The organism is Amycolatopsis mongoliensis (assembly GCF_030285665.1).
Classification (GTDB): domain Bacteria; phylum Actinomycetota; class Actinomycetes; order Mycobacteriales; family Pseudonocardiaceae; genus Amycolatopsis; species Amycolatopsis mongoliensis.
Genome location: NZ_CP127295.1, coordinates 5,404,766 through 5,430,058, shown reverse-complemented (window position 1 = coordinate 5,430,058; position 25,293 = coordinate 5,404,766). Strand labels below are relative to the sequence as shown.

Sequence of the window (25,293 nt, the reverse complement as noted above, 5' to 3'; positions counted from 1 at the left end):
GCCTCATGATGTCATGGTCCGGTGACCACCATCGCGCTCTTCCACTCGGTGCTGGGGCTGCGGCCCGTCGAACTCGGCTTCGCCGCCCGGCTGCGGGAGGCCGGGCACCGCGTCGTCACGCCGGACCTCTACGACGGCCGGACGGCGTCGACGATCGAGGAAAGCTTCGCGCTGAAGGACACCGTCGGCTGGACGGCCGTCGTGCGGCGGGCCCGGGACGCCGTGCGGGACCTGCCCGCGGAGACCGTGCTCATGGGCGTGTCGATGGGGGCGGGCGTCGTCCAGGAGGTGCTGCCCGATCGTCCGCACACCGCCGGGGTCGTCCTGCTGCACGCCGTGGGAGCGCTACCCGCCTCGGTCCGCGCGGGCCTGCCGGCACTGGTGCACGTCGCCGACCCCGACCCGATCGCGCCCCCGGCACGGGTCACGGCGTGGTGCGACGCCGCGGCCCGGGCGGGCGCCGACGCCGAGGTCTTCCGCTACCCCGGCATCGGTCACTTCTCCACCGACCCCGAAAGCCCGGACCACGACGAACCCGCCGCCGGGCTGACCTGGCGGCGGGTCCTCGAGTTCCTCAGGCGTAGCGAACGGGGTAGTGCTTGATGCCGTTCAGCCAGCTGGACCGCAGCCGGACCGGCGGCGCGGCCTCGGTGATGCCCGGCATCACGTCGGCGATGGCGTTGAAGATCAGGTCGATCTCCAGCCGGGCCAGGTTGGCGCCGATGCAGTAGTGCGAACCGGTGCCGCCGAACCCGACGTGCGGGTTGTCCTCCCGCAGGACGTCGAACTTCTCCGGGTCGGCGAAGACCTCGTGGTCGAAGTTGGCGGAGCTGTAGAACATGCCGACCCGGTCGCCCTTGCGGATGTGCGCGCCGCCCAGCTCGGTGTCGCGGGTGGCGGTGCGCTGGAACGCGACCACCGGGGTGGCCCAGCGGACGATCTCGTCCGGCGCGGTCTTCGGCCGCTGCTCCTTGTAGAGCTCCCACTGGTCCGGGTGGTCCAGGAACGCCTTCATGCCGTGGGTGATGGCGTTGCGCGTCGTCTCGTTGCCGGCCACGGCGAGCAGGATGACGAAGAAGCCGAACTCGTCGGAGCCGAGCGCTTCGCCGTCCACGTCGGCCTGGATCAGCTTCGTGACGATGTCGTCCATCGGGCACTTGCGGCGGTCCTCGGCCATGTTCCACGCGTAGCCGATGAGCTGCGCGGACGCCTCCAGCGGCTCGACCTCGTACTCGGGGTCGTCGTAGGCGACCATCTGGTTCGACCAGTCGAAGATCTTGAGCCGATCCTCCTGCGGGATGCCGATCAGCTCGGCGATGGCCTGCAGCGGCAGCTCGCACGCGACGTCGGTGACGAAGTCGCCTGTCCCCTTCTTGCGCGCCTCGTGGACGATCTTTTCGGCGCGCTCGCGCAGCGTGTCCTCGAGCTTGGCGATCGACCGCGGAGTGAACCCCTTCGACACGATCCGCCGCAGCTTCGTGTGCTGCGGGGCGTCCATGTTGAGCAGGACCAGGCGGTTCGCGTTGAGGCGGTCCTCGGTCATGCTCTCGTCGAAGCGGATGATCGCGGTCTTCTCGCTGGACGAGTAGAGCGTGCTGTCGCGCGAGACCTCCTTCACGTCTTCGTGGCGCGAGACGACCCAGTAGCCGTCGTCGCCGAAGCCTGCGGTGTTGGTCTTCTGGGGGTTCCACCACACGGGGGCCGTCCGCCGGAGCTCGGCGAACTCCGCCAGGGGCAGCCGGTGGGCGTAGAGGTCCGGGTCCGTGAAGTCGAAACCGGCGGGGATGAGCGGAGCGGCCACGTTGCCTCCCACGGTTCGCCTTGAAACACGTTCTAACGGCGATTAGAGCATACGGTGTTAACTTGCGGAAGACCGTTCAGTGAAACCCGTTAACTTTACCGATGAGGCCAGGTGAGCGAGCGCTCACTCGCCGAAGATCAAGATTGCGCCAACCCTGGGGGCGCTTGCGCAGAACGATAACTTGTTCTAGTTTTTGGTTCACTGGACAGCATCACCCGACGAAAGGGACGACATGGGCGTGCCGGTCATCGTCGAAGCCGTGCGGACCCCGATCGGCAAGCGGGGCGGCCTGCTGGCCGGCCTGCACGCGGCCGAGCTGCTGGGCGCCGCGCAGCTGGCCCTCCTCGACCGTGCCGGGATCGACCCGGCCCTGGTCGAGCAGCTGATCGGCGGCTGCGTCACGCAGGCCGGCGAGCAGTCCAACAACGTGACGCGCACGGCGTGGCTGCACGCGGGCCTCCCGGAGACCGCGGGCGCGACGACGATCGACGCCCAGTGCGGCTCGGCGCAGCAGGCCACCCACCTGATCGCCGGCCTGATCGCGGCGGACGCCATCGAGGTGGGCGTCGCGTGCGGGGTCGAGGCGATGAGCCGGGTGCCGCTGGGCACGAACCGCGGGTCCGGTTCGCCGCGGCCGGCGTCGTGGTCGATCGACCTGCCCGACCAGTACGGCGCGGCGGAGCGGATCGCGGTCCGGCGCGGGCTGACGCGCGAGGACGTCGACGCGTTCGGCGCCGCGTCCCAGCAGAAGGCGGCGGCCGCGTGGGAGGCCGGGCACTTCGACCGCGAAGTGGTGCCGGTGAAGGCGCCGGTCCTCGACGCTTCGGGCGAGTCCACCGGGGAAACCCGGCTGGTCACCCGCGACCAGGGCCTGCGCGAGACGACGGTCGAAGGTCTGGCCCGGCTGAAGCCGGTGGTCGAGGACGGCATCCACACGGCCGGGACGTCGTCCCAGATTTCCGACGGCGCGGCCGCGCTGCTCCTGATGGACTCCGGCCGGGCGTCGGCGCTCGGGCTGCGTCCCCGGGCGCGGATCGTGGCCCAGGCGCTGGTCGGGGCCGAGCCGTACTACCACCTGGACGGCCCGATCCGCGCGACGGAACGGGTGCTCTCGCGCGCGGGCATGAAGATCGCCGACCCGGACCTGTTCGAGGTCAACGAAGCGTTCGCGTCGGTGGCGCTGTCGTGGCAGCGGACCCTGCGGCCGGACGAGTCCCGCGTCAACGTCAACGGCGGCGCGATCGCGCTCGGCCACCCCGTCGGTAGCACGGGCGCCCGGCTGCTCACGACGGCGCTGCACGAGCTGGAACGCCGTGACGCGTCGACGGCCTTGGTGACGATGTGCGCCGGCGGCGCCCTCGCCACGGCGTCGATCATCGAACGGCTCTAGCCGGCCATCGCGCCGGGGTGACGGGTCATCGCGGCGAAACCGGCGGACAGCGCCTGCGCCGCCGGCTCGGTGGAAAACGACCAATGCACGGCAAAGCCCTGGCTGGTCGAGAGGTCCACCTCGCCGTACCGCAGAACGGGCAACCGGCGGTTGTTCTTGAACCGCCGGTCCGGACCACCCCGCTTGTTCACGTACTGCCAGGTCGTGTCCACCTGGACGGCGTCGGGCGGCACCGGCCCGTCCTCGATGAACCGGGTGCTCCCCGGGACGACGGAAACCGCGCCATAGGCCAGGTCGGCATAGGTGTTCCGGTCCCGCACCAGGATGCGGTCCGGGAGGAAGTAGACCGACCGGCCCGCCGACTGCAGAGACGGAACGGCGATGTTCGACTTGAAATGAGCCGAACCGCCCACCCCTCGACGCAGTGGCTCGCGCCGGACCAGAAAGCCCGCGCCCGCGTTGACCTTGCGCTGGTACGCGGTCTGCACATCGCCGCGAGCGACGGTGCTCCACGCGCTGTGCGCCCGGCAGACCTCGTCGAACGACCCGAGCAAGCGCTCGAACTGCGCCTGCGCGGGACCGTCCACCTCGTAGAAGGCCACCACCGTCCGGCGGACCTTGTCCCGCCAGCCGACCCACACGGTGAGCGGGAGGCCGATCAGGAGGATCCACGGAGTCGCGGCGACGAGCACCAGGCTCGCCACCAGTACCCAGGGCCAGATCCGGTGCGCTCCCGCCGCGGCATTGAGCTGCGTGACGAGCGTGCTGGGTGTCGCAGGCAAAAGCTCTTCCGTGCGTTTGCCGGTCACGTCGGACAGCACGACGTCGCCGGGATCCGGCAGCACGTGCGCGGGTACCGGCACGGATCCGCGAGCAGCCGAACGCCCGGACCTGCGCCCGCCCGCGGTCGCGCGGTACGACACCCCGGCGGCGCCGACCCGCACATAGGTCCCGCGCGGGCCGGTGCCCACCCGCAACCCCGGGATACCGGCCGAAACCCCGATGCCCGACTTCGAAACGCCCACCCGGAGCGGTCCCAGCCGGATGCTGGTGCGCAGGTAGATCGACATGCGTCCCTCGCTTCCCGTCCGACACCACGTCGCACCGGAGGCGCGGTTCGCTACGGAGGACCACCGACCGCAACCGGGCCGAGATCAGCACGTGATGGGCTGGCCCGGCAGGTGGGCGCCCACCTCGGTTTCGCGGGCACGCCCGGCCGTATGCAGCATCGTCGCGGCCGGGCGGACGTCCGGGAAAGCCTTGCGCAGCACCGGCCGGCACGGGTAGAGGTCCGCGCGCTCGCCGTTCCGTCATGCCGGGCACGTTGGCCGAGGCCGGTTGTGCTTCACTTCGGTGCATGATCTCGGAAAGCCGTTGCCCGGTGGAGGACGGTGAGCTCCTCGTCCGCCGCGGCGGCGAGGGTCCGGCGCTGCTGCTGATCGCGGGCGGCACCGGGTCGGGTGACTCGTACCGCGCGCTGGCGAAGCAGCTGTACGCGGACTACACCGTGATCACCTACGACCGGCGTGGTCACTTCGGCAGCACGGACACCACGACGGGCCCGGTCCCGGTGCCCCTCCAGGCCGACGACGCACGCGCGGTGCTCGACCACACCACCGACGGCCCGGCGCTCGTGTTCGGCTCGAGCGCGGGCGCGGTGATCGGCCTCGACCTGGTGGCCCGGTTTTCGGATCGGGTGACGACGCTGGTCGCGCACGAACCCCCGGCGGTGCACCTGATGCCGGACGCGGGCGGCTGGCTCGAAGCGGCCGCGGACCAGGTCCGGCTGGCTCGTTCGGGCGAGCTGATGACGGCGGTGACGCGTTTCGCCGACGCGATCGCGGGTGCGGCCCTGCCCGACCTGCCGAACCTCCGCCTCCCGCACGAGGCCGACTGGATCCGGCTGTTCGACCGCGAACTGACGGAGTTCTACGACTACCTGCCCGACTTGCGCGCCCTGCGCAAGGCGCGCACGGAGATCATCCCGGTGGCCGGCGAAGGCAGCCGCGGCCACTACCACTACCAGCCGGCGAAGATCCTGGCGCTGGAGCTGGGGTTGCCGTTCACGGAGATGCCGGGGGCGCATCTGGCCCCGCAGCGGAACCCGGCGAAGTTCGCGGTGGCGTTGAAGGACCTGCTTTCCGCCGAAGCGGCGTGACGACCGCCTGGGCTCCCGGCGACTTGAGCCCCTTGGACGCGGCCCAGGAGCTGGAGATCGCCGTCGAAGGTGCACGGCGGTGGGTGCCGGTCTGGGTCGTGTGCGCCGGCGGGCAGGTGTACGTGCGGACCTGGTACCGGCGGGACACCGGCTGGTTCGGCACCGCGGTGCGATCAGGCCGGGCCCGCGTCCGCGTGCCGGGTCTGGAGGCCGACGTCACGATCGAGGACATCGGCGCCACCTCGACGCAGGTCACCGCGGACGTCGATGCCGCCTACCGCACCAAGTACGCCGACGGCGGCACCGACGCCATGGTGACGGCCGAGGCCGCGGCGACCACCCTGCGGCTCGACCGCCGCTAGACCACCCGGACCCCGTCCTTCCAGACCTCCCGGACGTTCGAAGCCAACGCCGGGAAGTCGTACGGATCCCCCGACACCACCACGAGATCCGCCCGCAGCCCCGGCTCGATCCGGCCCAGCTCGCCGTCCAGTCCCATCAGCCGGGCCGCCGACGACGTCGTCGCCTCCAGGACGTCCGCCGGGGTCATGCCGCACGCCGCCATCAGGGCCAGCTCCTCCAGGTTCGTCCCGTGCGGCCCGACCCCGCTGTCCGTCCCCATCGCGATCCGGACCCCCGCCGCGTACGCGCGGCGGACCGAGTCGCGGTGGATCTCCACGACCTCTCGGGCCTTCGCCACCACCGCCGCCGGCAGGTCGACGCCCGCGTCGGCCGCGCGGACCACGTTGACCGGGGCGATCAGCGTCGGGACCAGCCACGTCCCGTGGCCCAGCATCAGCTCGATCGCCTCGTCGTCGAGGTGGATGCCGTGCTCGATGGACCGGACGCCCGCCCGGACCGCGTTCTTGATGCCCGCCGAGCCCTGGGCGTGCGCCATCACCGGACGGCCCTGCGCCGCCGCCTCGGCGACCAGGACCTCCAGCTCCTCCGGGGTGTACTGCGAGTGCCGCGGGTCGTCGCGCGGGGAGAGCACGCCGCCGGTCGTGCACACCTTCAGCACGTCCGCGCCCGCGCGCAGCAGCGTCCGGGCGACCCGGCGCATCTCGTCGGGGCCGTCGGCCGTCGCCTCCGGGCGTCCGGGGTGCGGCACCAGCAGCGGCACGCAGATGCTCGACGGGTTCCAGCTGTCGCCGTGGCCGCCGGTCTGGCTGATCAGCCCGATCGAGATCTGCAGCCGCGGCCCCGGGATCAGCCCGTCGTCCACCGCCTGCTTGATGCCGAGGTCCGCGCCCGACGCGTCGCGCACCGTCGTGATGCCCAGCCCGAGCGTCGCCCAGAGGTTCCGCGCCGCTTCGTAGAACTGGTAGGAGAACGGCTTCTGCACCCGCGAGAGCAGCCCGATCTCCGACACCGTGACGTGCACGTGGCAGTCGAAGAGCCCGGGCAGCAGCACCGCGCCGGAACAGTCGACACCCTCGTCGCCGTCGAGGTCCGTGCCGACCTCGACGATCCGGCCGTGCTCGACGACGACGTCCGCCGCCGCCGGCTCCGCGCCGGTGCCGTCGAACACCGAACCGCCCGTGAACACCGTGCGCGTCACGCCGCCTCCTCCTTGGCCGAAGCCGAAACCACGGACCGTTCGACCACGGCGGCCAGGCCGAGGACGACGACGTTCACGCCGAGCCCGACCAGGCCCACGTTGACCGTGCCGGCCAGGTGGGTGTCCACAAAGGTCAGCCAGAGGACCACGAGCTCGCCGGCGATCAGCCCGGCGAACACCGGGCCCTTGCCGACCGGCACCCGCCGCAGGAAGCCCAGCAGGTTGGCCGGGGCCAGCTGGACCGACCCCGAAAAGGTGAGCAACAGCAGGTTGGCCAGCAGGTCCGGCCGGAAGATGCCGAGCACGAGGGCAAGAGTACTCGCGAGCACAACCGTGCCGTGGTTGATCCAGAACTGCCTGCGGCCACTGCGGACGCGGACTATGTTGCGCGCCACCAGCGACGAGATGCCGATCAGGATCCCGGCGGCCGGGACCATCGCGGTGGCCGTCGCGGCGACCACGACGATCCCGGTCACCCAGCCGGGCAACGCGTCCTTCGACAGCGTCAGCAATACGCCGTTCGGGTCACTCCCCTTGGGCACCACGATGATCGCCGCGAACCCGATCACCATCGGCAGCAGCAGGCACAGCTCGTACACCGGCATCCAGGTGTAGTTGCGCCGCAGCACCTTCGGGTCGCGCGCGGACATCAGCGCCGGCCACGAGTGCGGCAGCGTCATCAGCCCGACGCCGATCGCGCTCACCAGCATGCTCGTCACGAACCAGACGTGGTCGTTCGCTCCACTGTGGACGATCAGCTTCTCGGGGTGCAGCTGTTCGATCTTGTGGAACACGCCTCCGATCCCGCCGGCGAAGTGCGTCGGCACGGCGATGATCAGCACCACCAGCGCGACCAGCATGATCCCGTCCTTGAAGTAGGACGTCGCCGCCACGCCGCGCAGTCCGGCCCACAGCACGAACGCGACCACCAGCACGCTGCCGGTGACCATGCTCAGCGTGCCGGACGCGCTGTCGCCGGTGACCAGCCGGACGATCAGGCCCAGCCCGGTGATCTGCAGCTGCAGGTACGGCAGCACGAACACGACGCCGAGCACCGCCGACAGCGTCCCGAGCGCCCGGCTGGAGTAGCGGTCCTCGAGGAAGTCCCCCTGGGTGAGGTAGCCGCGCTCCTTGCCCAGCGTCCACAGGCGTTTCGCGAGGAAGAACAGCACGACGTAGGCGATCGGCACGTACGGCAGCGCGTACATCGCGGCGACACCGCCGGAGAACGCGAGGCCGGCCATGCCGAGGAAGGTGAAGGTGGTGAACACCTCGCCCGCCTGCAGGAACCACATGGTGAGCGCGCCGAAGCGGCGGCCGCCGACGGTCCACTCGGCCAGGTCGGCGACGGGCTTGCGCCGGCCGACGAAGCCGAGGACGCCGATCAGCACGATGCCGGCCAGGGTGAAGGTGAGGATCACTGCTTCTCCTCCCGCCCGCGCATCAGGCGTTCGGACAGCAGCAGCGCCGGGGTGAACATGAGGCACCAGAAGGCGCCCCACACGATCATCCGCGGCAGCCCGAGCCACAGCCCGGTCGTGTTGACGAACGGCAGGAACGGCATCAGGACCAGCGCGAGCACGGGCAGCAGCGGTGGCCAGTGGTAGCTGCGCACGGCGTCACCCGGCCAGCAGCCCGAGGCGGCGGACGGCGAGCTCGGCCAGCAGCGCGGCGCCGTCGCCGAGCACGCTGTCGTCGAAGCGGGCACGCGGCGAATGGTTGTCCGCCGCGGTGTCCGGGTCCGTCGGGCACGCGCCGAGGAACAGGTACGCGCCGGGCACGCGTTCGAGCACGCGGGAGAAGTCTTCCGAGCCGGTGATCGGGTCGGCCATCTCGGTGAACCGCTCTTCCCCGAAGACGTCGCGGATGGTGTCGGCGACGAACGCGTACGCGGCGGCGTCATTGACCGTCGCGGGGTATTCCGGCTCGTACGTGACGTCGATGTCGAGGCCGTGCGCCTGGGCGATGCCGCGGCAGACCTGCACCGCGCGCTCCCCCACCCGCGCCGCGACCTCCGGCGAGAACGACCGGAGCGTCGCCTCGAACACCGCGTCGTCCGGGATGATGTTGCGCCGGGTGCCCGCGTGGAACGAGCCGACGGTGACGACCACCGGGTCGAAGACGTCGAAGGTGCGCGTCACCATCGTCTGCAGGGCGGTCACCATCTCGCAGGCCGCCGGGATCGGGTCGCGGGCGTCGTGCGGCGACGAGCCGTGGCCGCCCTCGCCCCGCACCCGGACCTCGAGGGCGCCCGAGGCCGCCATCAGCGTGCCGGGCCGGGCGACGAACTGGCCCTTCGCGTGGCTGGCGGCCGAAACGTGCAGGCCGTAGGCGGCGTCGACGTGTTTGCCCGACGCCGTCAGCACGCCTTCGTCGATCATGTGACCGGCGCCGTCCCAGCCTTCTTCGCCGGGCTGGAACATGAAAACGACGTCGCCGGGCAGCTCGGCCCTGCGTGCCGCGAGCAGACGGGCCGCGCCGACCAGCCCCGCCGTGTGCAGGTCGTGGCCGCAGGCGTGCATGGCGCCGTCGAGGGTCGAGCTGAACTCCTCGCCGCTGGCTTCGGTCACCGGGAGCGCGTCCATGTCGCCGCGCAGCAGGACGGTCGAAGTACTCCTTCCCGCTGAGACCGCATCAGACGCAGTGCCGCCGGGCTTGCCGCCGCGGAGGACGGCGGTGATCGACGAGAGGTTCTTGCCGAGGCTCACTTCGAGGGGCAGGCCGTCGAGGGCCGCGAGGACACGTTCCTGGGTGCGCGGCAGGTGCAGGCCGATCTCGGGGATGCGGTGCAGGTCGCGGCGGAGGGCGACCAGGTCGTCGAGCAGGGCGGCGGCGTCCGAACGCAGGGTCATCCGCAGATCATGCAAGTGTCGAGCACAATGGCCGGGGAAAAACACCGAAACCACCGCTGCGAGAGCCGATGAGCGAAGAATCCGCCATGTTGACCGAGCAGGACCTCAAACTGGTCGACGCGCTGCAGGCGGCGCCACGGGCGTCCTGGTCGACGCTCGGCCGCGCGCTCGGCCTGGGCGCGGTGACCGCCGCGCGGCACTGGGACACGCTGGTCGAGCGCGGGGACGCGTGGCTCACCGCGTACGCCGGCGGGGAGCTGACCGCGCCGCTGGCCCTCGCCTTCGTCGAGATCGACTGCGAGCCCGGCGCCGCGCTGCGGGTCGCCGCGGCGCTGGCGGCGGACGTCCACGTGGTCACCGTCGAGTACGTCGCCGGGCCGTGCGACCTGCTCGCGCACGTCGTCGCGCCGACGGTGCGGGAGCTGGGCGCGCACGTGCTGGACCGGGTGTCGGCGGTGCCCGGGGTGACGCGGGCGCGCACGGTGCTGTCGCCGCGGATGTTCACCGAGGGCAGCCGGTGGCGGGTGCGGGCGATTTCGCCGGGGCAGCGCGAGGCCCTCTCCCCGAAGCCGGCGAAGAACCGCGCGCCTCTGCGGTTCGACGACGCGGACCGGGCGCTGATCCTGGCCCTCGGCGTGGACGCCCGGGCGTCGGCGGCGGCGTTGGCGATCGAGCTCGGCATCGGCGCGACCACGGTGCGGCGCCGGCTGGACACCCTGCTCGGCCGGGGTGCGATCCGCGTCCGGTGCGAGATCGCGCGGTCGGTGTCGCCCGCGCCGGTGACGGTGACGCTGTGGCTGCGGGTGCCGCCGGACAAGCTGGAGACGACCGCGCGCTCGCTGGCGATGCTGCCGGAGGTGCGCATGTGTGCGGCGCTGACCGGGGCGGCGAACCTGATGCTGGTGGTGTGGCTGCCTTCGCAGCACGAGACCGTGGCGCTGGAAGCCGTGCTGGCCGCGAAGCTGCCGTGGCTGGAGGTCGTCGGCCGGGCGGTGACGCTGCGGAACGTCAAGCTGATGGGCCGGCTGCTCGACGCGGCCGGGCGCGGGATCGGCCGGGTGCCGCTGGACTTCTGGGCCGCGGTCCCCGTGCCGGAGCACGGGGACCGCGGCGTGAGCCGGTCCGGGGGATGAGGGGGGTGAGGTGGAGGGAAGCATCCACCGGACCGGGGCCTTCGGGGTGGAGAGCGGGGAAACCGGCCCGGTGACCGAGGGGCGGGCGCCGGGCCGGAGAGTCTGGGGCCTCGTGTGATCGGAGTCGTGACTCGCGTGACCGGAGGCGGATCTCGCGTGATCGAGGGCGGAACTCACGTACCTGGACGGTCGGTTCGCGTGATCGGGGACGTGGTTCGCGTGCCGGGAAGCGGATCTCGCGTGATCCGGGGCGGATTTCGTGTGTCCGGAGGGTCGGCTCGCGTGATCGGGAGGTCGACACGGGGGGAGGAGTTCCGGCTCGGTGGACTCGGGGGGTGAGGTGGAGGGAAGAACGTCCACCGGCCGGAACTCGCGGGGCGGGAAGGGGGTCCCGCCTGTTTCCTCCTTCGCTGACCCGGCGGTGCCGGATCGGTGTGGGGTGAGGAATCCCGGCCCGGGGGGACTTTGGGGGGTGAGGTGGAGGGAAGCGTCCACCCGGGCCGGGGCTCGGGGCGCGGGACGGGGGTCCCGCGGTTCTTCGGGTGGTGCAACCGCCCCGGCGGACTGGGGGGTGAGGTGGAGGGAAGTGTCCGCCGGGCCGGGGTTCGTGGGGCGGGTCAGTACCCGCCGGTCGAAGCTGTCTTGACCGAGGTGTCCGGCCGGCGCGCCGGGTCGACCTTGCAGCCGTTGGGTTCCACGGCGTACCAGGTGTTCCCCACGCCGTGGCCGGCCGCCTCGCCGGGCCCGCCGTCCTTGGCGTAGGTGTAGACGGGCCAGCCGCCGACGGTCACCTGCCTGCTGCCGTCGGCCCGGGTGATCTGCCCGACCAGGCCGGTGTCGATGTCTTCGGCGACGGTGATCCGGCTGTCGGCGAGCAGCGGTGGCCACGTCCGCGCGCAGGCACCGTCGCAGGTGGACTCGCCGGAGCCCCTGCTGTCCTTGGTGAACAGGTAGAGCGTGCGGCCGGCCTGGTCCGTCAGGACCGGGCCGAGGCCGCCGATGTCGGCGGTGCCGAGGGTGGTCGGCGCGGCGGGCCGGCTCGCGGCGCTCGCCTCGGCCTTCTCCCCCGTCGGCGTGATCGCCGCCCAGTCCGCGCTGACGTTCTGGCCGAGCGCGACACCGGAGCCCGTGTCCTTGGCGTAGCGGTAGAGCGGCCAGCCGCCGACGGTCACCTGCTTGCGGCCGTCGGGCCGGGTGACCAGGCTGACGAGCTGCGCTTCCACGCCGGAGAAGAGTGCCGGCGAGTCGGAGATCAGCGGTGGCCACGTTTCCGCGCAGGTGCCCACGCAGGTGGCCTTCGACGGTTTCGCGATGTCCTTGGCGTAACGGTAGAGCGTGTGGCCTTCGGCGTCGGTGAGGACCGCGCCGAGACCATCCACTGTGGACGCGACCAGCTGGGCCTGGCCGGCCCCGGAGTTCGCCTGAACCGTGCTCGCCGAGAGCTGCTGCTGCGCGCCGAGCGACACCGCCTGGCCGGACGTGGCGTACGGGTTGGTCCCGCAGGCCGCGACCAGCACGAGACCGGCGACGGCGGCCACGGCAGCGGCACTCGGACGAGCACGGTTCATCGGACGTTCTCCCTCCTGGCGTGGAGTGACTGGTGCGGAAGGGTTATTCCGCGCAGGCCTTGCCGGAGTTGATGCAGTTGACCAGGCGGCCCATGATCTTCTTGCTCATCACGTTCGCGAAGTCGTCGTGGTCGGACCGCGGGTTGTGCTTTTCCTGGGCGAAGGCGTCCACTTTGTACTGGCCGTTCTGCTGGACGTCCTGCGGGACGTCGTAGACCAGCGTCACCTGCAGCTGGGGCACGTTCTTGAAGCCCTGGGGGCACTTGCCCTGCTGGTTCGCGAACACGATGTGCGTGCGGTGGTTCGCGCTGTCGGTGTTCTTGCCGTCCCAGCAGTTCGGGAAGGCGTGGATGCGCTCGACCTTGCTGCCCGCCGGGCAGATCGGGTAGAGGTCGGTCAGCCGGTCCTCGAAGCCGGTGCAGGTCCAGCTCGGCCGGGCGTTGGCCGGGCCGTTGGTGCTCTGCTTGGCGTCGCCGTAGAGGACGCGGAGGCCGAGCGGCATCGCGACGACGTTCTGGGCGCCGCCGCCGATGAACTTCAGCGTCGCGGACTCCGGCTCGATGATCTCGCCGTCGTTGTCGCCGACCTCTTCGTTCGCGCCCTGCGGGCCACCGAGCTCTTCGGCCGGCGGTGCGGCCGCCGAACTGCTCTGGTTCTGCCCGCCGTTCTGACCGCCGTTGTTCTGGCCACCGTTCTGGCCGCCGTTGTTCTGGCCGCCGCGACGGCGGTTCTGGGCCTGCTGCTGGTCCTGCTGGTTCTGGCCGTCCTGCTGCTGGGCGCTCTGGTCACCGCCGCGGGTCGCGCCGCCACCGGTGTTCCGGCGCTTCTGCTGCTGGCCGTTCTGGTCCTGCGCGTTCGGGTCCTGCGCGTTCTGATCTTGCGCGTTCGGGTCCTGCGCGTTCTGATCTTGCGCGTTCGGGTCCTGTGCGTTCTGATCCTGTGCGTTCTGGTTCTGGCCCTGTCCGGCGGCTTGGGCGTCCTGGGCGTCCTTGGCGCTCTGGTCCTGCTGGACGTCGCCGGTCTTGCCCTGCTGGTCCTGCTGGGCCTTCTGGTTCTCGCTCTGGTTGGCCGCTTTGTCTTCGCGGTCGATGCGGATCACGGGCCAGAAGTAGGCCGACTTGTCACCGTTCTTGCAGGTGGTGCCGCCGGCGAGGAGGCTCTTGAGGCTCGAGTTCGCGTCGGTGGTCACGTTGCCGACGTAGTCGTGCAGGTGCTGGGCGCCGTTCTTGATCCCCGGCTGCGCGATGAAGTTGTCCGGGTTGTGGTGCGCGCCGTCCGCGTTCGTTCCACAGTCGACGGTGAAGGATCCTTGCGCACCCTTCTTCTGCAAGGCCGCGTTGACGTTGTTGCCGGCGGGAACCTTGTTGATGTCGATGAAGAACGACGGGTCCGCGGGGTCCGCGCTGGCCTCGCCCGTGCGGCCCGTGGTGACCGCGACGGCGAGGGCGCCGACGGCGATCGCCAGGCCGATCGCGCCCATCGCGATCTTGGTTCGGCGGGCGACGCGATGCTTGCCCGTCACGGGGGACCGAGAATGGTTCCGGGCCATAGACTAGTTCACCTCGTTCGTTTTTCCGGGCACGCCGAATAGCGCGGCGGCCCGGGCAAGAACTACCGTTGGTTGAGGTCGAGATCGCTCGGAACCTGCGGGAAGCTCTTGGTTCCGGCTGTCGGGATGCATCGGGGGATGCATTGGGGGATACGGACGTGAGCGCGGTGAGGTTCAAAAGCGACCAGCCCGTTATCTGTTCGTTATCAAGCGAAGCGCAACCGTACGCCATTCTCGCAGGTCATCGCGTTGTGCACCGGAAAAGAACGTTCTGAACCGCGGCCCACGCGAGGCCGTGTGTCATGACAGGGACGAGAAGGGGGCGTCCTGAACGGATCTCGAACCGGGGAGGAAAGAATTCAGCGCTGCACGACGACGAGCACCGCGCCGTCGTCGCCGCGGACCTCGAACCGGGAGATCTGGTCCATCGTCAGGGAGATGGAACCCTGCAGCCGCAACGGCTCCGGCGAGCCGGGGATGCCGAATCCCTTGGGCGGCACCGCCCAGCCGGACACCACGCGGTCGTCGCCGGTCGTCGAGACGGCGAAGAGCTGGCACTTCAACGGCCCGACGATCCCGCGCAGCTCGAGGTCGACGCGGCTGCCCCACTCCACTGGGGACACGGTCACGAGGGCGCTGACGGCGGACCCGCCGCTGCCGCGGCCGTAGGTCTGGCCGCTGCCGGGCCGGCTCGGCGTGCCCGTGGCCGGCGGCGGCATGGACGTCGCCGGGACGCTCGTCACCGGCGGCGGCTGCTTGCTGCTCGGCGCGGAGAGCGAGGCGGGCGGGACGGCGTCGGCCGGCCGGACCGCGAGGGTCACCAGCGGGCCGGCCACGACGAGCGCGGCGGCCGCGGCGCCGGCGAGGATGCCGAGCCGCTTGCGGCGGCGGCGCTTGACCGAGGCTTCCTCCATCAGGCCGCGCAGCACGCGGGGCCCGGGGGCGAGGGTGCGCGGGCCGGGCGCGGGCATCGGGGGCTCCGGCCAGCTGCGCTTGACGAGGTCGAGGACGTCCGGCAGCTGGTAGAGCTCGATCAGGTCGAGCTGGCAGTGCGGGCAGTTCATCAGGTGGGCTTCGAACTGGGTGTTCTCGGCCTCACTGAGAACGCCGAGCACATACGCGGCGACGTCGGTGTGTGCGGACCCGGCCACCCTCAGTTCACCCCCGCTCGCGCAGGGCCCGGCGCAGGGCCCGGACGGCGTGGTGGATGCGGGACTTGATGGTGCCCGGCGGCACGCCGAGGGTCGCCGCGACCTCGTTCACGGTGCGATCGCGCAGGTAGGTCTGCTGGATGGCTTCCCGCTGCTCGGGCGAAAGGCCCTGCAGCGCTTCGTAAACGATCATCGCGGCGAGCGTCCGGTCCGATTCGTCGGACACCGCGATCGCGTCGGATTCGATCTCCTCGAGCTCCTGGGGACGGACACTCCGGCTGCGCCAGCCGTCGATCACGGTACGCCGGGCGACCGTGAACAACCACGCGCGCAGCATCTCCGGCTGGCGGTCGAGCTTGTCCGCGTTCCGCCACGCCTTGATCAGGGTCTCCTGCACGACGTCTTCGGCCCACTGCCGGTCGTGGCCGGTCAGCCGCAGTGCGAACGCCATGAGGGACCCGCCGAACTCCTGGTAAAGCGCCTTCGCCAGATCGTCATGGGCGTCGTTGGGCTCACCAGCGACTTCCTGATCTTCGAGGGGTCTCAGCGCTCGAGTGTGCCGTCCCACGCGGGACATCCTGGTGGGCCGGACGGCGTACGTCTAGTACCAAATGCCGCAACGCGGGGGGCAAAACTTTTTTGAACCGTTTCCCGACCGTGTCCGTATCCCCTACCGAAGACCCCCGACAAGGCGTTGTCCCCCGCAACGCTCCGCATCCACTCCGGACCGAATGTCCACAGTGGATCTTTCGCGCGCATTTTCGCCTCACCCCAGGCTACTGCGCGTAGTCATGCCCACGGAGGAGCAGTGATACGCATTCCCCGAACGGTGGTCCCCGCCGCCGTGTGCCTCACCGCACTCGCCCTGCTCACCGCGTGTACCGCCGGCGCGGCCACCACGTCGGCCGGTGGTTACGCCGCCGGCGGCGCCGCCGGCATGCAGATGCCCGGTATGCAGGCCCCGATGACCATCGCCATGCCGCAACCCATCACCGCCAACCCCAACGACCCGATGAAGAGCCAGCTCAGGGCCGCGAAGACGTTCGACCTCGGCCTCATGCTCGTCGACGGGACCGGGTACACGATCTACCGCTACGACCGGGACACGACCAACCCGTCCCGGTCGAACTGCAACGACGCCTGCGCCGCCAAGTGGATCCCGGTCAAGGCCGGCGGGAACCTCGCGCCGATCGACGTCGACCAGTCGCTGATCGGGCAGATCACCCGTGACGACGGCACCCAGCAGCTCACCCTCGCGGGCTGGCCGCTGTACCACTTCGTCGGTGACAGCGAGCCCGCGGACACCTCCGGCCAGGGCGCCGACCAGGCCTGGTACCCGATCGCGCCGGACGGCAAGAAGATCACGCTGACCCAGGACCAGTGGAGGGAAAATGCTTTCGGCCTCTGAGTTCGCCGGGCCGGAGCTCATCCCTCCGTCCCCGCTCGAGCGCTCACGTCCGCTGGTCCGGGTCCTGTTCGTGCTGGTCGCGGTGCTGACGCTGCTCGCGTCGGTGTCCCCGGCCTCGATCGCCCAGACGACCGCGGTCTCGCCCGAAGACGCCGTGCTGCTGACCAAGGTCCGCCAGGCCGGTCTGTGGGAGATGCCCTCGGGCATGATGGCGATGCAGAAGGGCAGCCCGAAGGTCCAGGCGGTCGGCTTCGCGATCATGATGGACCACGGCCGCCTCGACGTCGCGACCCGCGCGTTGTCGCAGAAGCTCAACTCGCCGGTCCCCGACCAGCCGTCGGACGAACAGCGCGGCTGGCTGCTCGAAGAGATGAACGCGCCCCCCGGGCCGTCGTTCGACCGCGTCTTCGCCAACCGGCTGCGCGCGGCGCACGGCCAGGTGTTCGCCATCCTCGCGCAGCTGCGCGCCGGCACCCGCAACGACGACGTGCGGGCGTTCGCGACCGTCGGCAACCAGGCCGTCATGCGGCACATGTCCATGCTCGAGAGCACCGGCATGGTCGACTACGACGCCCTTCCCACGCCGGCCGTCTCCACCACCGCCGCGCCCGCCGGGATCGCGCTCGGCCTCGACACCTCCCAGATCGCCGTGGTCGGGGCGCTGTTCCTCCTGGTCGGTGGCGGCCTCTTCTACGTGCTGCGCCAGATCAAGGGCAACCGCGGCCGCGCCCGGGCGTCCCGCCGGCCGGCCACCGTCAGAACCGGGGGTAGCCATGGTTGAGACCTGGCACGACGCAACGATCTTCCTCACCCAGCAGTTCCAGCCGAAGACCGACCCGGCGGCCCGCGGCCTCGCGGCGTTCGCCGCCCGGACGTCCTACGCGGCGACGATGCTGACCCTCACCTGGGGCGTGCTCACCGCGACCGGGTGGATCCGTTCGGTCACCGGCCGGAAGGGCCTGCGCAGCACCCACATGGTGCTCGCCACCGCGACGCTGATCTTCGGCGCCGTCCACGCGCTCGGCTTCACCTACCTGACGATCGCCCCGTACAGCTTCGCGTACATGTTCGTCCCGTTCGGCTCCGGGCAGGAGGTGCGCCACGTCGCCGGCATCGTCGGCTTCGAGGTCATGCTGGCCATCTTCCTCACCGCGGGCCTGCAGCGCTTCACGTCCTACCGGCGCTGGCTGTGGCTGCACCGCTGCGCATATCCGGCGGTGGCGCTCATCGCCGTCCACTCCTGGTTCGGCGCCATCGCCAACGGCCACCTCTCGATCGTCTGGCTGGGCGGGATCACGCTGCTCATCCCGGCCGTGACGGTGTCGCTGCTGCGGTTCATGCCGGCCCGCACCCTGGAACGCATCGGTCTCGTGGAAGAGCAGGTGGTCTGACATGCCTCTCCGGTTGCCCGGCAGCGGGCCACGGATCAGCGTCGACAACGACCGGTGCGAGCTCTACGGCATCTGCGCCATGGAGGCGCCGGACGTGTTCGACCTCGGCCAGGACGGCCGGCTGCGCTTCCACACGCGGCTGCTGGACGAAACCACCATGGAACAGGCGAAGATGGCCGCCCGCTGCTGCCCGATGCAGGCGGTCGTGATGAGAGGGGACCTCGATGGCTGACGGCGACCGGATCGTCATCGTCGGTGCGGGCGTCGCCGGGCTGCGCGCCGCGGAACGGCTGCGGGAACAGAAGTTCGACGGCGAGATCGTCCTGATCGGGGACGAGGCCCGGCGCCCGTACCACCGGCCGATGGTCTCGAAGGCACTGGTGATGGGGACCGAACGGCCCAGCGACGTAGGCCTTTCGCACTACTTGCCCGATCTCGACGTCCACTGGCGCCTCGGCGCGCGGGTCACGCACCTGGACACCACCGAGCGGGTCGTGCACCTGCCCGGCGGCGAATCCCTCTGGTACGACGGCCTGATCGCCGCGACCGGCGTCTACCCGCGGCACCTGCCCGGGTCGCCGCGGCACGACCCGCGCGTGCGGATCCTGCGCACGGTCGAGGACTCGATGGCGGTGCGGCGCTGCCTCAACGCCAGCAAGAAGCCGGCCGTCGTGATCGGCGCCGGCCTGATCGGCAACGAGTTCGCCGCGAGCATGCGGCACATCGGCCGGGACGTCACGCTCATCGGGCACGCGAAGGCGCCGCTGCACCGCTTCGGCGACCGCGTCTCCAGCGGCATCGTCGAGGCGCACCACGAGCACCGCGCGAAGCTGGCGATGAAGAGCGAAGTCCGGCACTGGATCAGCACGAAGGACACCGTCGGGCTGCACCTGACGAACAACCAGCTGCTGGTCGCCAGCGTCGTCGTGCTGGCCATCGGCAGTGTCCCGTCGGTCGACTGGATGCGCGGCTCCGGCCTCGACATCAGCGACGGCGTGCTCTGCGACTCGAAGCTGTTCGCCGAGGGCGCCTCCGACGTCGTCATCGCCGGGGACATCGCGCGCTGGCCGAACCTGCGGTTCGACGAGACCCCGCGGCGGGTCGAGCACTGGATCAACGCCGTCGAGTCGGCGCGGCACGCGGCGGACAACCTGCTGATGGGCCAGTCCAGCGCCAAGCCGTTCACCCCGCTCCCCCGGGCCTGGTCGACGCTGTACGACACGCGGCTGCAGATGTGCGGGATGCCCAGCCTCGCCGAGGACACCGTCACGCTGGCGGACGGCATCACCGGCTTCATCCGGGACGGCAGGCTCGTCGGCATCTCCTCGTGGGACAAGCCGCGGGCGATGCTCGACTGGATGGCCGAGCTCGACCGCCGGCTGCCCGCGCCCGACTACGTGCCGGAGCCGGAGCCCGCTCCCGCCCCGGAGGTGGCGGAGGTCCCGACGGTCGAACCGTCGCTCGCCGCACTGGCGGCCGACGTGCCGACGGAGTTCGAGAGCGGCTTCGACCACCAGGCCTTCGAGCGCGAGTTCGAGAGCGAGTTCGCCAACGACATCCCCACGACGGCGTTCCCCGCGCTGGCGGCCCCGCCCACCACGGCGTTCGCCGCACAGCCCGGCGCGGCGGCGCCGCCGACCATGGCCATCCCGATGGGGAGGTAGAAAGCCGGGACGTGGCTGCGCGCGGCGGCCATCGTCCCCTCGCCGGTCACCACGCCCCCTCCGCGGCTGGGCGGTGTGGTGACCGGCCCCCAACGTCCCCCTGCCCGCCTCGCCTCTGTGGAGTGACGAGCGCCCGGCGGGCCAGGAGAGGGCCATCCCGAGGGAACCCGACGCCCCCGGGATGGCCTTCTTCCGGCGCACCGGGCGGGGGCCCGGGGTCGAGCGTCACGGTGGTGTCCCCACTGCCGCGGCGTGCACGTCCGTGCCGGCCTTTCCGGCGGAAGGGTATGCCGCCGGAAAGGCCGGCACGGTCGAAAGTCGGGTCGGGGTTGCACCGGTGACGGCCGTCTCGAGGGAAACGGGAGCCCTCGAGGCGGCCTTCACTTCGTCCGGCCCCCTGGGACACCTTCGACTCGGCCAGGACGAGCACGCCGAGGACGAGGACCGCGATCCCGGCCACCCGCAGCCCGGCGTCCGCGCTCGCGACGAACGCCGTGACGACGTCGTGCGCGTTTCCGCTCCTGGCCAGCGCTTCGGCCACCGTGTGCGCGCCGCGGGCGGCCAGGGGAAGCGCGCCGTCGAACTCCGCGGTCATGACCGTGGCGATGACGGCGACGCCGAGCGCACTGCCGAACTCCCGGGTGGTGGCCTGCAGCCCGGTGCCGACCCCGGCCCGGTCCGCCGGCAGGGAGCCCGCGATGACGCCCAACGCTGGCTCCGCGCCACGATCACCACCGCCCTCCACTGACCCGAACGCCCCAATGTGGCGTTCGGTGCGTGTCACGCACCGAACGCCACATTGGGTGCGTCTGACGCAACCAACGCCACATTGGGGCGTTCGGCGGGGCGTCCCCTGTGGCACGATTCAAGCGTGACCAGCACCGCCACGGCTCAGTACCTGCGCGACCTCGCGCTGCTGCGCCGGGTCCGGGACCGGATCGACCGGGAGTACGCCCAGCCGCTCGACGTCGAAGCGCTCGCGCGCGGCGTCAACATGTCGGGCGGGCACCTCAGCCGGCAGTTCCGCAAGGCCTACGGAGAGTCACCGTATTCGTACCTCATGACGCGGCGGATCGAGCGCGCGATGGCGCTGCTGCGCAAGGGCGAGCTGAGCGTCACCGAGGTCTGCTTCACCGTCGGCTTCTCGTCGCTGGGCACCTTCAGCACCCGGTTCGCCGAGCTGGTCGGCGTGCCGCCGAGCGTCTACCGCGAGGAGCAGGCCGAGGCCACCGTCGGGATGCCGCCGTGCGTGGCCAAACAGGTCACCAGACCGATCAGGAATCGAGAAGCGCGGCCCTCGGCGGCCACCTAGGGTGACCGGCATGGACGTCACCATTCACTCGAGCTTCCTCCCGCACACCGACCCGGAGGCCTCGCTCGCGTTCTACCGCGACCTGCTCGGTTTCGAGGTCCGGATGAACGTCAAGTACGGCGAGATGAGCTGGATCACCGTCGGGCCGCCGAACCAGCCCGACACGGCGATCGTGCTGGCGCCGGTGGCCGCGACGCCGGGCCTGACCGACGACGAGCGCCGGATGATCGCCGAGATGATGGCCAAGGGCACCTATGCCTCCGTCAACCTCGCCACCAAGGACCTCGACGCCCTCTTCGCGAAGCTCGAAGCGGGCAACGCCGAAGTCGTCCAGGAGCCGGTCGACCAGCCCTACGGCATCCGCGACTGCTCCTTCCGCGACCCCGCCGGCAACCTCCTGCGCATCCAGGAGCTCCGCTGACCGAGGTCGCGGCCGTCCGCAGCTACCGCCAGGTGCTGCGCGACCGGCAGGTGGCCGGTCTCCTGCTCGGCGACCTCCTGGCCAACGTCGGCACCGGCATGATCATCGTCGCCATGCCCGTGCAGACGCTGTCCCTGCACGGGGGCGTCCCGAAGGCGATCGCGATCGGGCTGGTGGAGGCCGCGCCGTTCGTCCTGTCGACCGTGCTCGCGCTGGCCATCGGCCTGGGCCGGGTGCGGGTCCCGCCGCGCACCCTCCTGGTCGCCGACTGCGTCCTGCGGTCGCTGACCTTCGCCGCCCTCGGCGTCCTGTCGGTCACCGGGCGGCTCACCCTGCCGGTGCTGATCGCGGGCCTCTTCTTCGGCGCCACCTTCCGGCTGGCCGGCGCGAGCAGCCGCCGGGTACTGGCGACGTCGGCCGCGGGCGAGGCCGGCCGGTTCTCCGTCAACGGCCTGCTCGGGCTGAACACCACCTTCGCGCTCTACATCGCCGGGCCGGTGCTGGGCGGGCTGGTCGTGGCGACGGCCGGCGCGGGCTACGCGCTCTTCTTCGACGCCTCCGGGGCGCTGATCCTGCTGGCGGCCACCCTCCTCGTCGTGCCGCGGGCCACCGAAGACCGGGACGCGCTGCGCGAGCCGAAGACCTCGGGCTGGCGGATCCTGCGCCGCCGCCCGGTGGCCGCACGGCTGCTCGTCGTCGAGTTCTTCTTCAACTTCCTCTACATGCCCATCGAAGTGGCGCTCCCGCTGTACGTGAGCGGGACGCTGCACGCGGACGCGTCCGGCCTGGGCCTGCTGTGGGGCGCCCTCGGGGTCGGCGCATTCCTCGGCGCCGCGCTCGTCAACCAGCTGCGGAACCTGCCCCAGCGCCCGATGCTGGTCGCGATCATCGGCCTGTGGGCGCTGTGCCCGATCGCGCTCGCCTGCGCCGGGAACCTGACCGCCGCGCTGGTCGTCTTCGGCCTGGGCGGCCTCGTGTACGCGCCCTTCACGCCGGTCGCGTACAGCTTCCTGCAGTCGGGGCTCGCCCCCGGGGAACAGCAGCAGGTCGTCACGCTGTGGACGACCGGCTCGACGGTGGCCGCCCCGCTGGGCCTGGCCCTCGGCGGACCGCTGATCGAGCTGGCCGGCACCACCGGCGGGCTCGTGCTCTCCGGGGTGCTGACGCTGCTGCTGCTCCCGATCGCGGCCCGGGCGGTGCTCGGGCGCACAACGGAAGGGGATCGACCATGTGCCTCAGCCTGACGACCGCCGCGCGCGAGCACTTCCGCGAGCTGGCGCTGCTGCGCCGCGTCCGCGACCGCATCGGCCGCGAAGGGATCGTCGACCTCGAAGTGCTCGCCCGTGACGCCGGGATGACGGCCGAGCACCTGTCCCGCCGGTTCCAGCTCGCCTACGGCTGCTCGCCGCACGGGTACCAGCGGCTGGCCACGGCGGTCAGGAATCGAGAAGCGCGGGGCCCCGAGCCCGCCGTAGCGTGATCGCCGTCGAGCCAGTCCCCGTCCGCACCCACCGCCGACCCGATCGTCCTGGAGAACCCCGATGACCAAGCCCGCGAGGAAGTCCGCGCCGCACGTCGCCGACAGCCACGACCTGATCCGCGTCCACGGCGCGCGCGTGAACAACCTCAAGGACGTCAGCGTCGAGTTGCCGAAGCGGCGCCTGACGGTGTTCACCGGTGTCTCCGGCTCCGGCAAGAGCTCGCTCGTGTTCAGCACGATCGCCGCGGAGTCGCAGCGGCTGATCAACGAGACCTACAGCACCTTCGTGCAGGGGTTCATGCCGACGCTGGCCCGGCCCGACGTCGACGTCCTCGACGGGATCACCACGGCGATCATCGTCGACCAGGAGCGGATGGGCGCCGACCCGCGCTCCACTGTCGGCACCGCCACCGACGCCAACGCGATGCTGCGCATCCTGTTCAGCCGGCTCGGACAGCCGCACATCGGTTCGCCGCAGGCGTTCTCGTTCAACGTCGCCTCGATCAGCGGCTCGGGGGCGGTCACCGTCCAGAAGGCCGGGCGGCAGATCAAGGAGCGGCGCAGCTTCAGCATCACCGGCGGCATGTGCCCGCGCTGCGAAGGCCGCGGCAAGGTCAACGACATCGACCTGACCGCGCTGTTCGACGAGAACAAGTCGCTCAACGAGGGCGCGATCACGATCCCCGGCTACAGCATGGAGGGCTGGTACGGCCGCATCTTCCGCGGCAGCGGCTTCTTCGACCCGGACAAGCCGATCAAGAAGTTCACCAAGAAGCAGTTCAACGACCTGGTGTACAAGGAACCGACCAAGATCAAGGTCGAAGGCATCAACCTGACGTACTCCGGGCTCGTCCCGGCGATCCAGAAGTCCTTCCTGTCCAAGGACGTCGACGCGATGCAGCCGCACATCCGCGCGTTCGTCGAGCGGGCCGTCACGTTCACGACGTGCCCCGACTGCGACGGCACGCGGCTGTCCGAAGAGGCCCGGTCGTCGAAGATCGACGGGATCAGCATCGCCGACGCCTGCGCCATGCAGATCAGCGACCTCGCCGGCTGGGTGGGGAAGCTCGCCGAGCCGTCCGTCGCGCCGCTGCTGGAGGCGCTGCGGCGCACGCTCGACTCGTTCGTCGAGATCGGCCTCGGCTACCTCTCGCTCGACCGGCCGTCGGGCACGCTCTCGGGCGGGGAAGCCCAGCGCACCAAGATGATCCGCCACCTCGGGTCCTCGCTCACCGACGTCACCTACGTCTTCGACGAGCCGACGATCGGGCTGCACCCGCACGACATCCAGCGCATGAACGACCTCCTGCGGCAGCTGCGGGACAAGGGCAACACGGTGCTGGTCGTCGAGCACAAGCCGGAGGCGATCGCGATCGCCGACCACGTCGTCGACCTCGGCCCGCGCGCCGGCTCCGACGGCGGCGAAGTCGTGTTCGAAGGCACTGTGGACGGTCTGCGGAAGAGCAAGACGCTGACCGGACGGCACCTCGACGACCGCGCGTCGCTGAAGGAGTCGGTGCGCGCGGCGTCCGGGGTGCTGGAGGTCCGCGGCGCCGACCTGCACAACCTGCGGGACGTCGACGTCGACATCCCGCTCGGCGTGCTGACCGTCGTGACCGGGGTGGCGGGCTCGGGCAAGAGCTCGCTGATCCGCGGCTCGGTGTCCGGCGGCGAGGGCGTGGTGACGGTCGACCAGACCGGGATCCGCGGCTCGCGCCGGAGCAACCCGGCGACCTACACCGGGCTGCTGGAGCCGATCCGCAAGGCGTTCGCCAAGGCCAACGGCGTCAAGCCGGCGCTGTTCAGCGCGAACTCCGAGGGCGCGTGCCCCAACTGCAACGGCGCGGGCGTCGTCTACACGGACCTGGGGATCATGGCCGGCACCGCGATGCCGTGCGAGGTGTGCGAGGGCAAGCGGTTCAACGCCGAGGTGCTGGAGTACACCTTCGGCGGCCGGGACATCAGCGAGGTGCTCGGCATGCCGGTGGCCCAGGCGCTCGAGTTCTTCGCCGGCGGCGACGCGGCGCTCCCGGCGGCGCACAAGATCCTCACGCACCTGTCCGACGTCGGCCTGGGCTACCTGACGCTCGGCCAGCCGCTCACGACGCTGTCCGGCGGCGAGCGGCAGCGGATCAAGCTGGCGACGCACATGGCGGAGAAGGGCGGGATCTACGTCCTCGACGAGCCGATGGCGGGCCTGCACCTGGCCGACGTCGAGCAGCTGCTGGGCCTGCTCGACCGGCTCGTGGACGCGGGCAAGTCGGTGATCGTCATCGAGCACCACCAGGCGGTGATGGCCCACGCGGACTGGATCATCGACCTCGGCCCGGGCGCGGGCCACGACGGCGGCAAGATCGTGTTCGAGGGCACGCCCGCCGAGCTGGTCGCTTCGCGGTCCACTTTGACCGGTGAGCACCTCGCGAAGTACGTCGGCTGAGGGTCGTGAGTGTTCAG

Annotated in this window: 26 protein-coding genes; 15 read left to right on the top strand and 11 right to left on the bottom strand. The window is 71.1% G+C overall.

Annotation, left to right across the window (positions count from 1 at the left end; translation table 11 throughout):
- The first annotated feature begins 21 nt into the window (after positions 1-21).
- Positions 22-603, top strand: coding sequence for a dienelactone hydrolase family protein (locus tag QRX60_RS26515; RefSeq protein WP_285994149.1), 582 nt, complete (start codon positions 22-24; stop codon positions 601-603).
- Here the strand turns inward: QRX60_RS26515 and QRX60_RS26510 are convergent.
- Positions 575-1,801, bottom strand: a complete 1,227-nt coding sequence (locus QRX60_RS26510; protein ID WP_285994148.1) for a cytochrome P450 — start codon at positions 1,799-1,801, stop codon at positions 575-577. The genes QRX60_RS26515 and QRX60_RS26510 overlap by 29 nt on opposite strands.
- Positions 1,802-2,033: 232 nt before the next feature.
- Between QRX60_RS26510 and QRX60_RS26505 the strand changes: the two genes are divergently transcribed.
- Entirely contained in the window at positions 2,034-3,191 is a 1,158-nt protein-coding gene (locus QRX60_RS26505) for a steroid 3-ketoacyl-CoA thiolase (protein ID WP_285994147.1), read from the top strand.
- Here the strand turns inward: QRX60_RS26505 and QRX60_RS26500 are convergent.
- Complete coding sequence (locus QRX60_RS26500; protein ID WP_285994146.1) at positions 3,188-4,261, bottom strand: DUF4236 domain-containing protein; 1,074 nt, start codon at positions 4,259-4,261, stop codon at positions 3,188-3,190. The genes QRX60_RS26505 and QRX60_RS26500 overlap by 4 nt on opposite strands.
- Positions 4,262-4,548: 287 nt before the next feature.
- On the opposite strand from QRX60_RS26500, the gene QRX60_RS26495 reads away from it, so the two are divergent.
- Both QRX60_RS26495 and QRX60_RS26490 read left to right on the top strand, forming a co-directional pair.
- Complete coding sequence (locus QRX60_RS26495; protein WP_285994145.1) at positions 4,549-5,349, top strand: alpha/beta fold hydrolase; 801 nt, start codon at positions 4,549-4,551, stop codon at positions 5,347-5,349.
- Entirely contained in the window at positions 5,346-5,711 is a 366-nt protein-coding gene (locus QRX60_RS26490; RefSeq protein ID WP_285994144.1) for a DUF2255 family protein, read from the top strand. The genes QRX60_RS26495 and QRX60_RS26490 overlap by 4 nt, the downstream gene beginning before the upstream one ends.
- Here the strand turns inward: QRX60_RS26490 and QRX60_RS26485 are convergent.
- Genes QRX60_RS26485 through QRX60_RS26470 form a run of 4 tightly spaced genes read right to left on the bottom strand, consistent with a single transcriptional unit; the run spans position 5,708 to position 9,762 of the window.
- Entirely contained in the window at positions 5,708-6,910 is a 1,203-nt protein-coding gene (locus QRX60_RS26485) for a metal-dependent hydrolase family protein (protein WP_285994143.1), read from the bottom strand. The two genes, QRX60_RS26490 and QRX60_RS26485, sit on opposite strands and share 4 nt — an antisense overlap.
- Complete coding sequence (locus QRX60_RS26480) at positions 6,907-8,331, bottom strand: sodium:solute symporter family protein (RefSeq protein WP_285994142.1); 1,425 nt, start codon at positions 8,329-8,331, stop codon at positions 6,907-6,909. The genes QRX60_RS26485 and QRX60_RS26480 overlap by 4 nt, the downstream gene beginning before the upstream one ends.
- Positions 8,328-8,525 (bottom strand): hypothetical protein, encoded by a 198-nt coding sequence (locus QRX60_RS26475; RefSeq protein ID WP_285994141.1) that lies wholly within the window; start codon positions 8,523-8,525, stop codon positions 8,328-8,330. The genes QRX60_RS26480 and QRX60_RS26475 overlap by 4 nt, the downstream gene beginning before the upstream one ends.
- A 4-nt stretch (positions 8,526-8,529) precedes the next feature.
- Positions 8,530-9,762 (bottom strand): M20 metallopeptidase family protein, encoded by a 1,233-nt coding sequence (locus QRX60_RS26470; protein WP_285994140.1) that lies wholly within the window; start codon positions 9,760-9,762, stop codon positions 8,530-8,532.
- Positions 9,763-9,848: 86 nt separating this feature from the next.
- On the opposite strand from QRX60_RS26470, the gene QRX60_RS26465 reads away from it, so the two are divergent.
- Complete coding sequence (locus tag QRX60_RS26465; RefSeq protein WP_285994139.1) at positions 9,849-10,895, top strand: Lrp/AsnC family transcriptional regulator; 1,047 nt, start codon at positions 9,849-9,851, stop codon at positions 10,893-10,895.
- A gap of 617 nt (positions 10,896-11,512) precedes the next feature.
- Here the strand turns inward: QRX60_RS26465 and QRX60_RS26460 are convergent.
- The 4 genes from QRX60_RS26460 to QRX60_RS26445 all read right to left on the bottom strand — a co-directional run bounded on the left by QRX60_RS26460 (position 11,513) and on the right by QRX60_RS26445 (position 15,731).
- Positions 11,513-12,463 (bottom strand): SCO0930 family lipoprotein, encoded by a 951-nt coding sequence (locus QRX60_RS26460; protein ID WP_285994138.1) that lies wholly within the window; start codon positions 12,461-12,463, stop codon positions 11,513-11,515.
- Positions 12,464-12,506: 43 nt separating this feature from the next.
- Positions 12,507-14,012 (bottom strand): DUF1996 domain-containing protein, encoded by a 1,506-nt coding sequence (locus QRX60_RS26455; RefSeq protein ID WP_285994137.1) that lies wholly within the window; start codon positions 14,010-14,012, stop codon positions 12,507-12,509.
- 359 nt (positions 14,013-14,371) lie between these two features.
- Complete coding sequence (locus QRX60_RS26450) at positions 14,372-15,163, bottom strand: zf-HC2 domain-containing protein (protein WP_285994136.1); 792 nt, start codon at positions 15,161-15,163, stop codon at positions 14,372-14,374.
- A gap of 7 nt (positions 15,164-15,170) precedes the next feature.
- Positions 15,171-15,731, bottom strand: a complete 561-nt coding sequence (locus QRX60_RS26445) for a sigma-70 family RNA polymerase sigma factor (RefSeq protein ID WP_285994135.1) — start codon at positions 15,729-15,731, stop codon at positions 15,171-15,173.
- Between the two features lie 240 nt (positions 15,732-15,971).
- On the opposite strand from QRX60_RS26445, the gene QRX60_RS26440 reads away from it, so the two are divergent.
- The 5 genes from QRX60_RS26440 to QRX60_RS26420 are packed head-to-tail and all read left to right on the top strand — an operon-like array spanning position 15,972 to position 19,626.
- Positions 15,972-16,571 carry a hypothetical protein gene (locus QRX60_RS26440; RefSeq protein WP_285994134.1) on the top strand — a complete coding sequence of 200 codons (600 nt, stop codon included), beginning with the start codon at positions 15,972-15,974 and terminating at the stop codon, positions 16,569-16,571.
- Complete coding sequence (locus tag QRX60_RS26435) at positions 16,555-17,352, top strand: DUF4142 domain-containing protein (RefSeq protein ID WP_285994133.1); 798 nt, start codon at positions 16,555-16,557, stop codon at positions 17,350-17,352. The genes QRX60_RS26440 and QRX60_RS26435 overlap by 17 nt, the downstream gene beginning before the upstream one ends.
- Positions 17,345-17,962 (top strand): ferric reductase-like transmembrane domain-containing protein, encoded by a 618-nt coding sequence (locus QRX60_RS26430; RefSeq protein WP_285994132.1) that lies wholly within the window; start codon positions 17,345-17,347, stop codon positions 17,960-17,962. The genes QRX60_RS26435 and QRX60_RS26430 overlap by 8 nt, the downstream gene beginning before the upstream one ends.
- Before the next feature lies 1 nt (position 17,963).
- Positions 17,964-18,194: a ferredoxin gene (locus QRX60_RS26425; protein ID WP_093953060.1), complete on the top strand. Its 231-nt coding sequence runs from the start codon at positions 17,964-17,966 to the stop codon at positions 18,192-18,194.
- A complete protein-coding gene (locus tag QRX60_RS26420) occupies positions 18,187-19,626 on the top strand; it encodes an NAD(P)/FAD-dependent oxidoreductase (RefSeq protein ID WP_285994131.1) in 1,440 nt (479 codons plus the stop codon). The genes QRX60_RS26425 and QRX60_RS26420 overlap by 8 nt, the downstream gene beginning before the upstream one ends.
- A gap of 46 nt (positions 19,627-19,672) precedes the next feature.
- Here the strand turns inward: QRX60_RS26420 and QRX60_RS51460 are convergent, their stop codons facing one another.
- Positions 19,673-20,335: an MFS transporter gene (locus QRX60_RS51460; protein WP_332845781.1), complete on the bottom strand. Its 663-nt coding sequence runs from the start codon at positions 20,333-20,335 to the stop codon at positions 19,673-19,675.
- A 162-nt stretch (positions 20,336-20,497) separates the two neighbouring features.
- Here QRX60_RS51460 and QRX60_RS26410 point away from each other — a divergent pair, with 162 nt between their 5' ends.
- The 5 genes from QRX60_RS26410 to QRX60_RS26390 all read left to right on the top strand — a co-directional run bounded on the left by QRX60_RS26410 (position 20,498) and on the right by QRX60_RS26390 (position 25,276).
- Positions 20,498-20,938 (top strand): helix-turn-helix transcriptional regulator, encoded by a 441-nt coding sequence (locus tag QRX60_RS26410; protein WP_285994130.1) that lies wholly within the window; start codon positions 20,498-20,500, stop codon positions 20,936-20,938.
- 10 nt (positions 20,939-20,948) lie between these two features.
- Entirely contained in the window at positions 20,949-21,359 is a 411-nt protein-coding gene (locus QRX60_RS26405; protein WP_285994129.1) for a VOC family protein, read from the top strand.
- A gap of 32 nt (positions 21,360-21,391) precedes the next feature.
- Positions 21,392-22,603, top strand: a complete 1,212-nt coding sequence (locus tag QRX60_RS26400; RefSeq protein ID WP_285994128.1) for an MFS transporter — start codon at positions 21,392-21,394, stop codon at positions 22,601-22,603.
- Complete coding sequence (locus QRX60_RS26395) at positions 22,588-22,839, top strand: helix-turn-helix transcriptional regulator (protein WP_285994127.1); 252 nt, start codon at positions 22,588-22,590, stop codon at positions 22,837-22,839. Before QRX60_RS26400 ends, QRX60_RS26395 begins: the two co-directional genes overlap by 16 nt.
- Before the next feature lie 61 nt (positions 22,840-22,900).
- Positions 22,901-25,276, top strand: a complete 2,376-nt coding sequence (locus QRX60_RS26390; protein WP_286003457.1) for an excinuclease ABC subunit UvrA — start codon at positions 22,901-22,903, stop codon at positions 25,274-25,276.
- Positions 25,277-25,293: the final 17 nt, after the last annotated feature.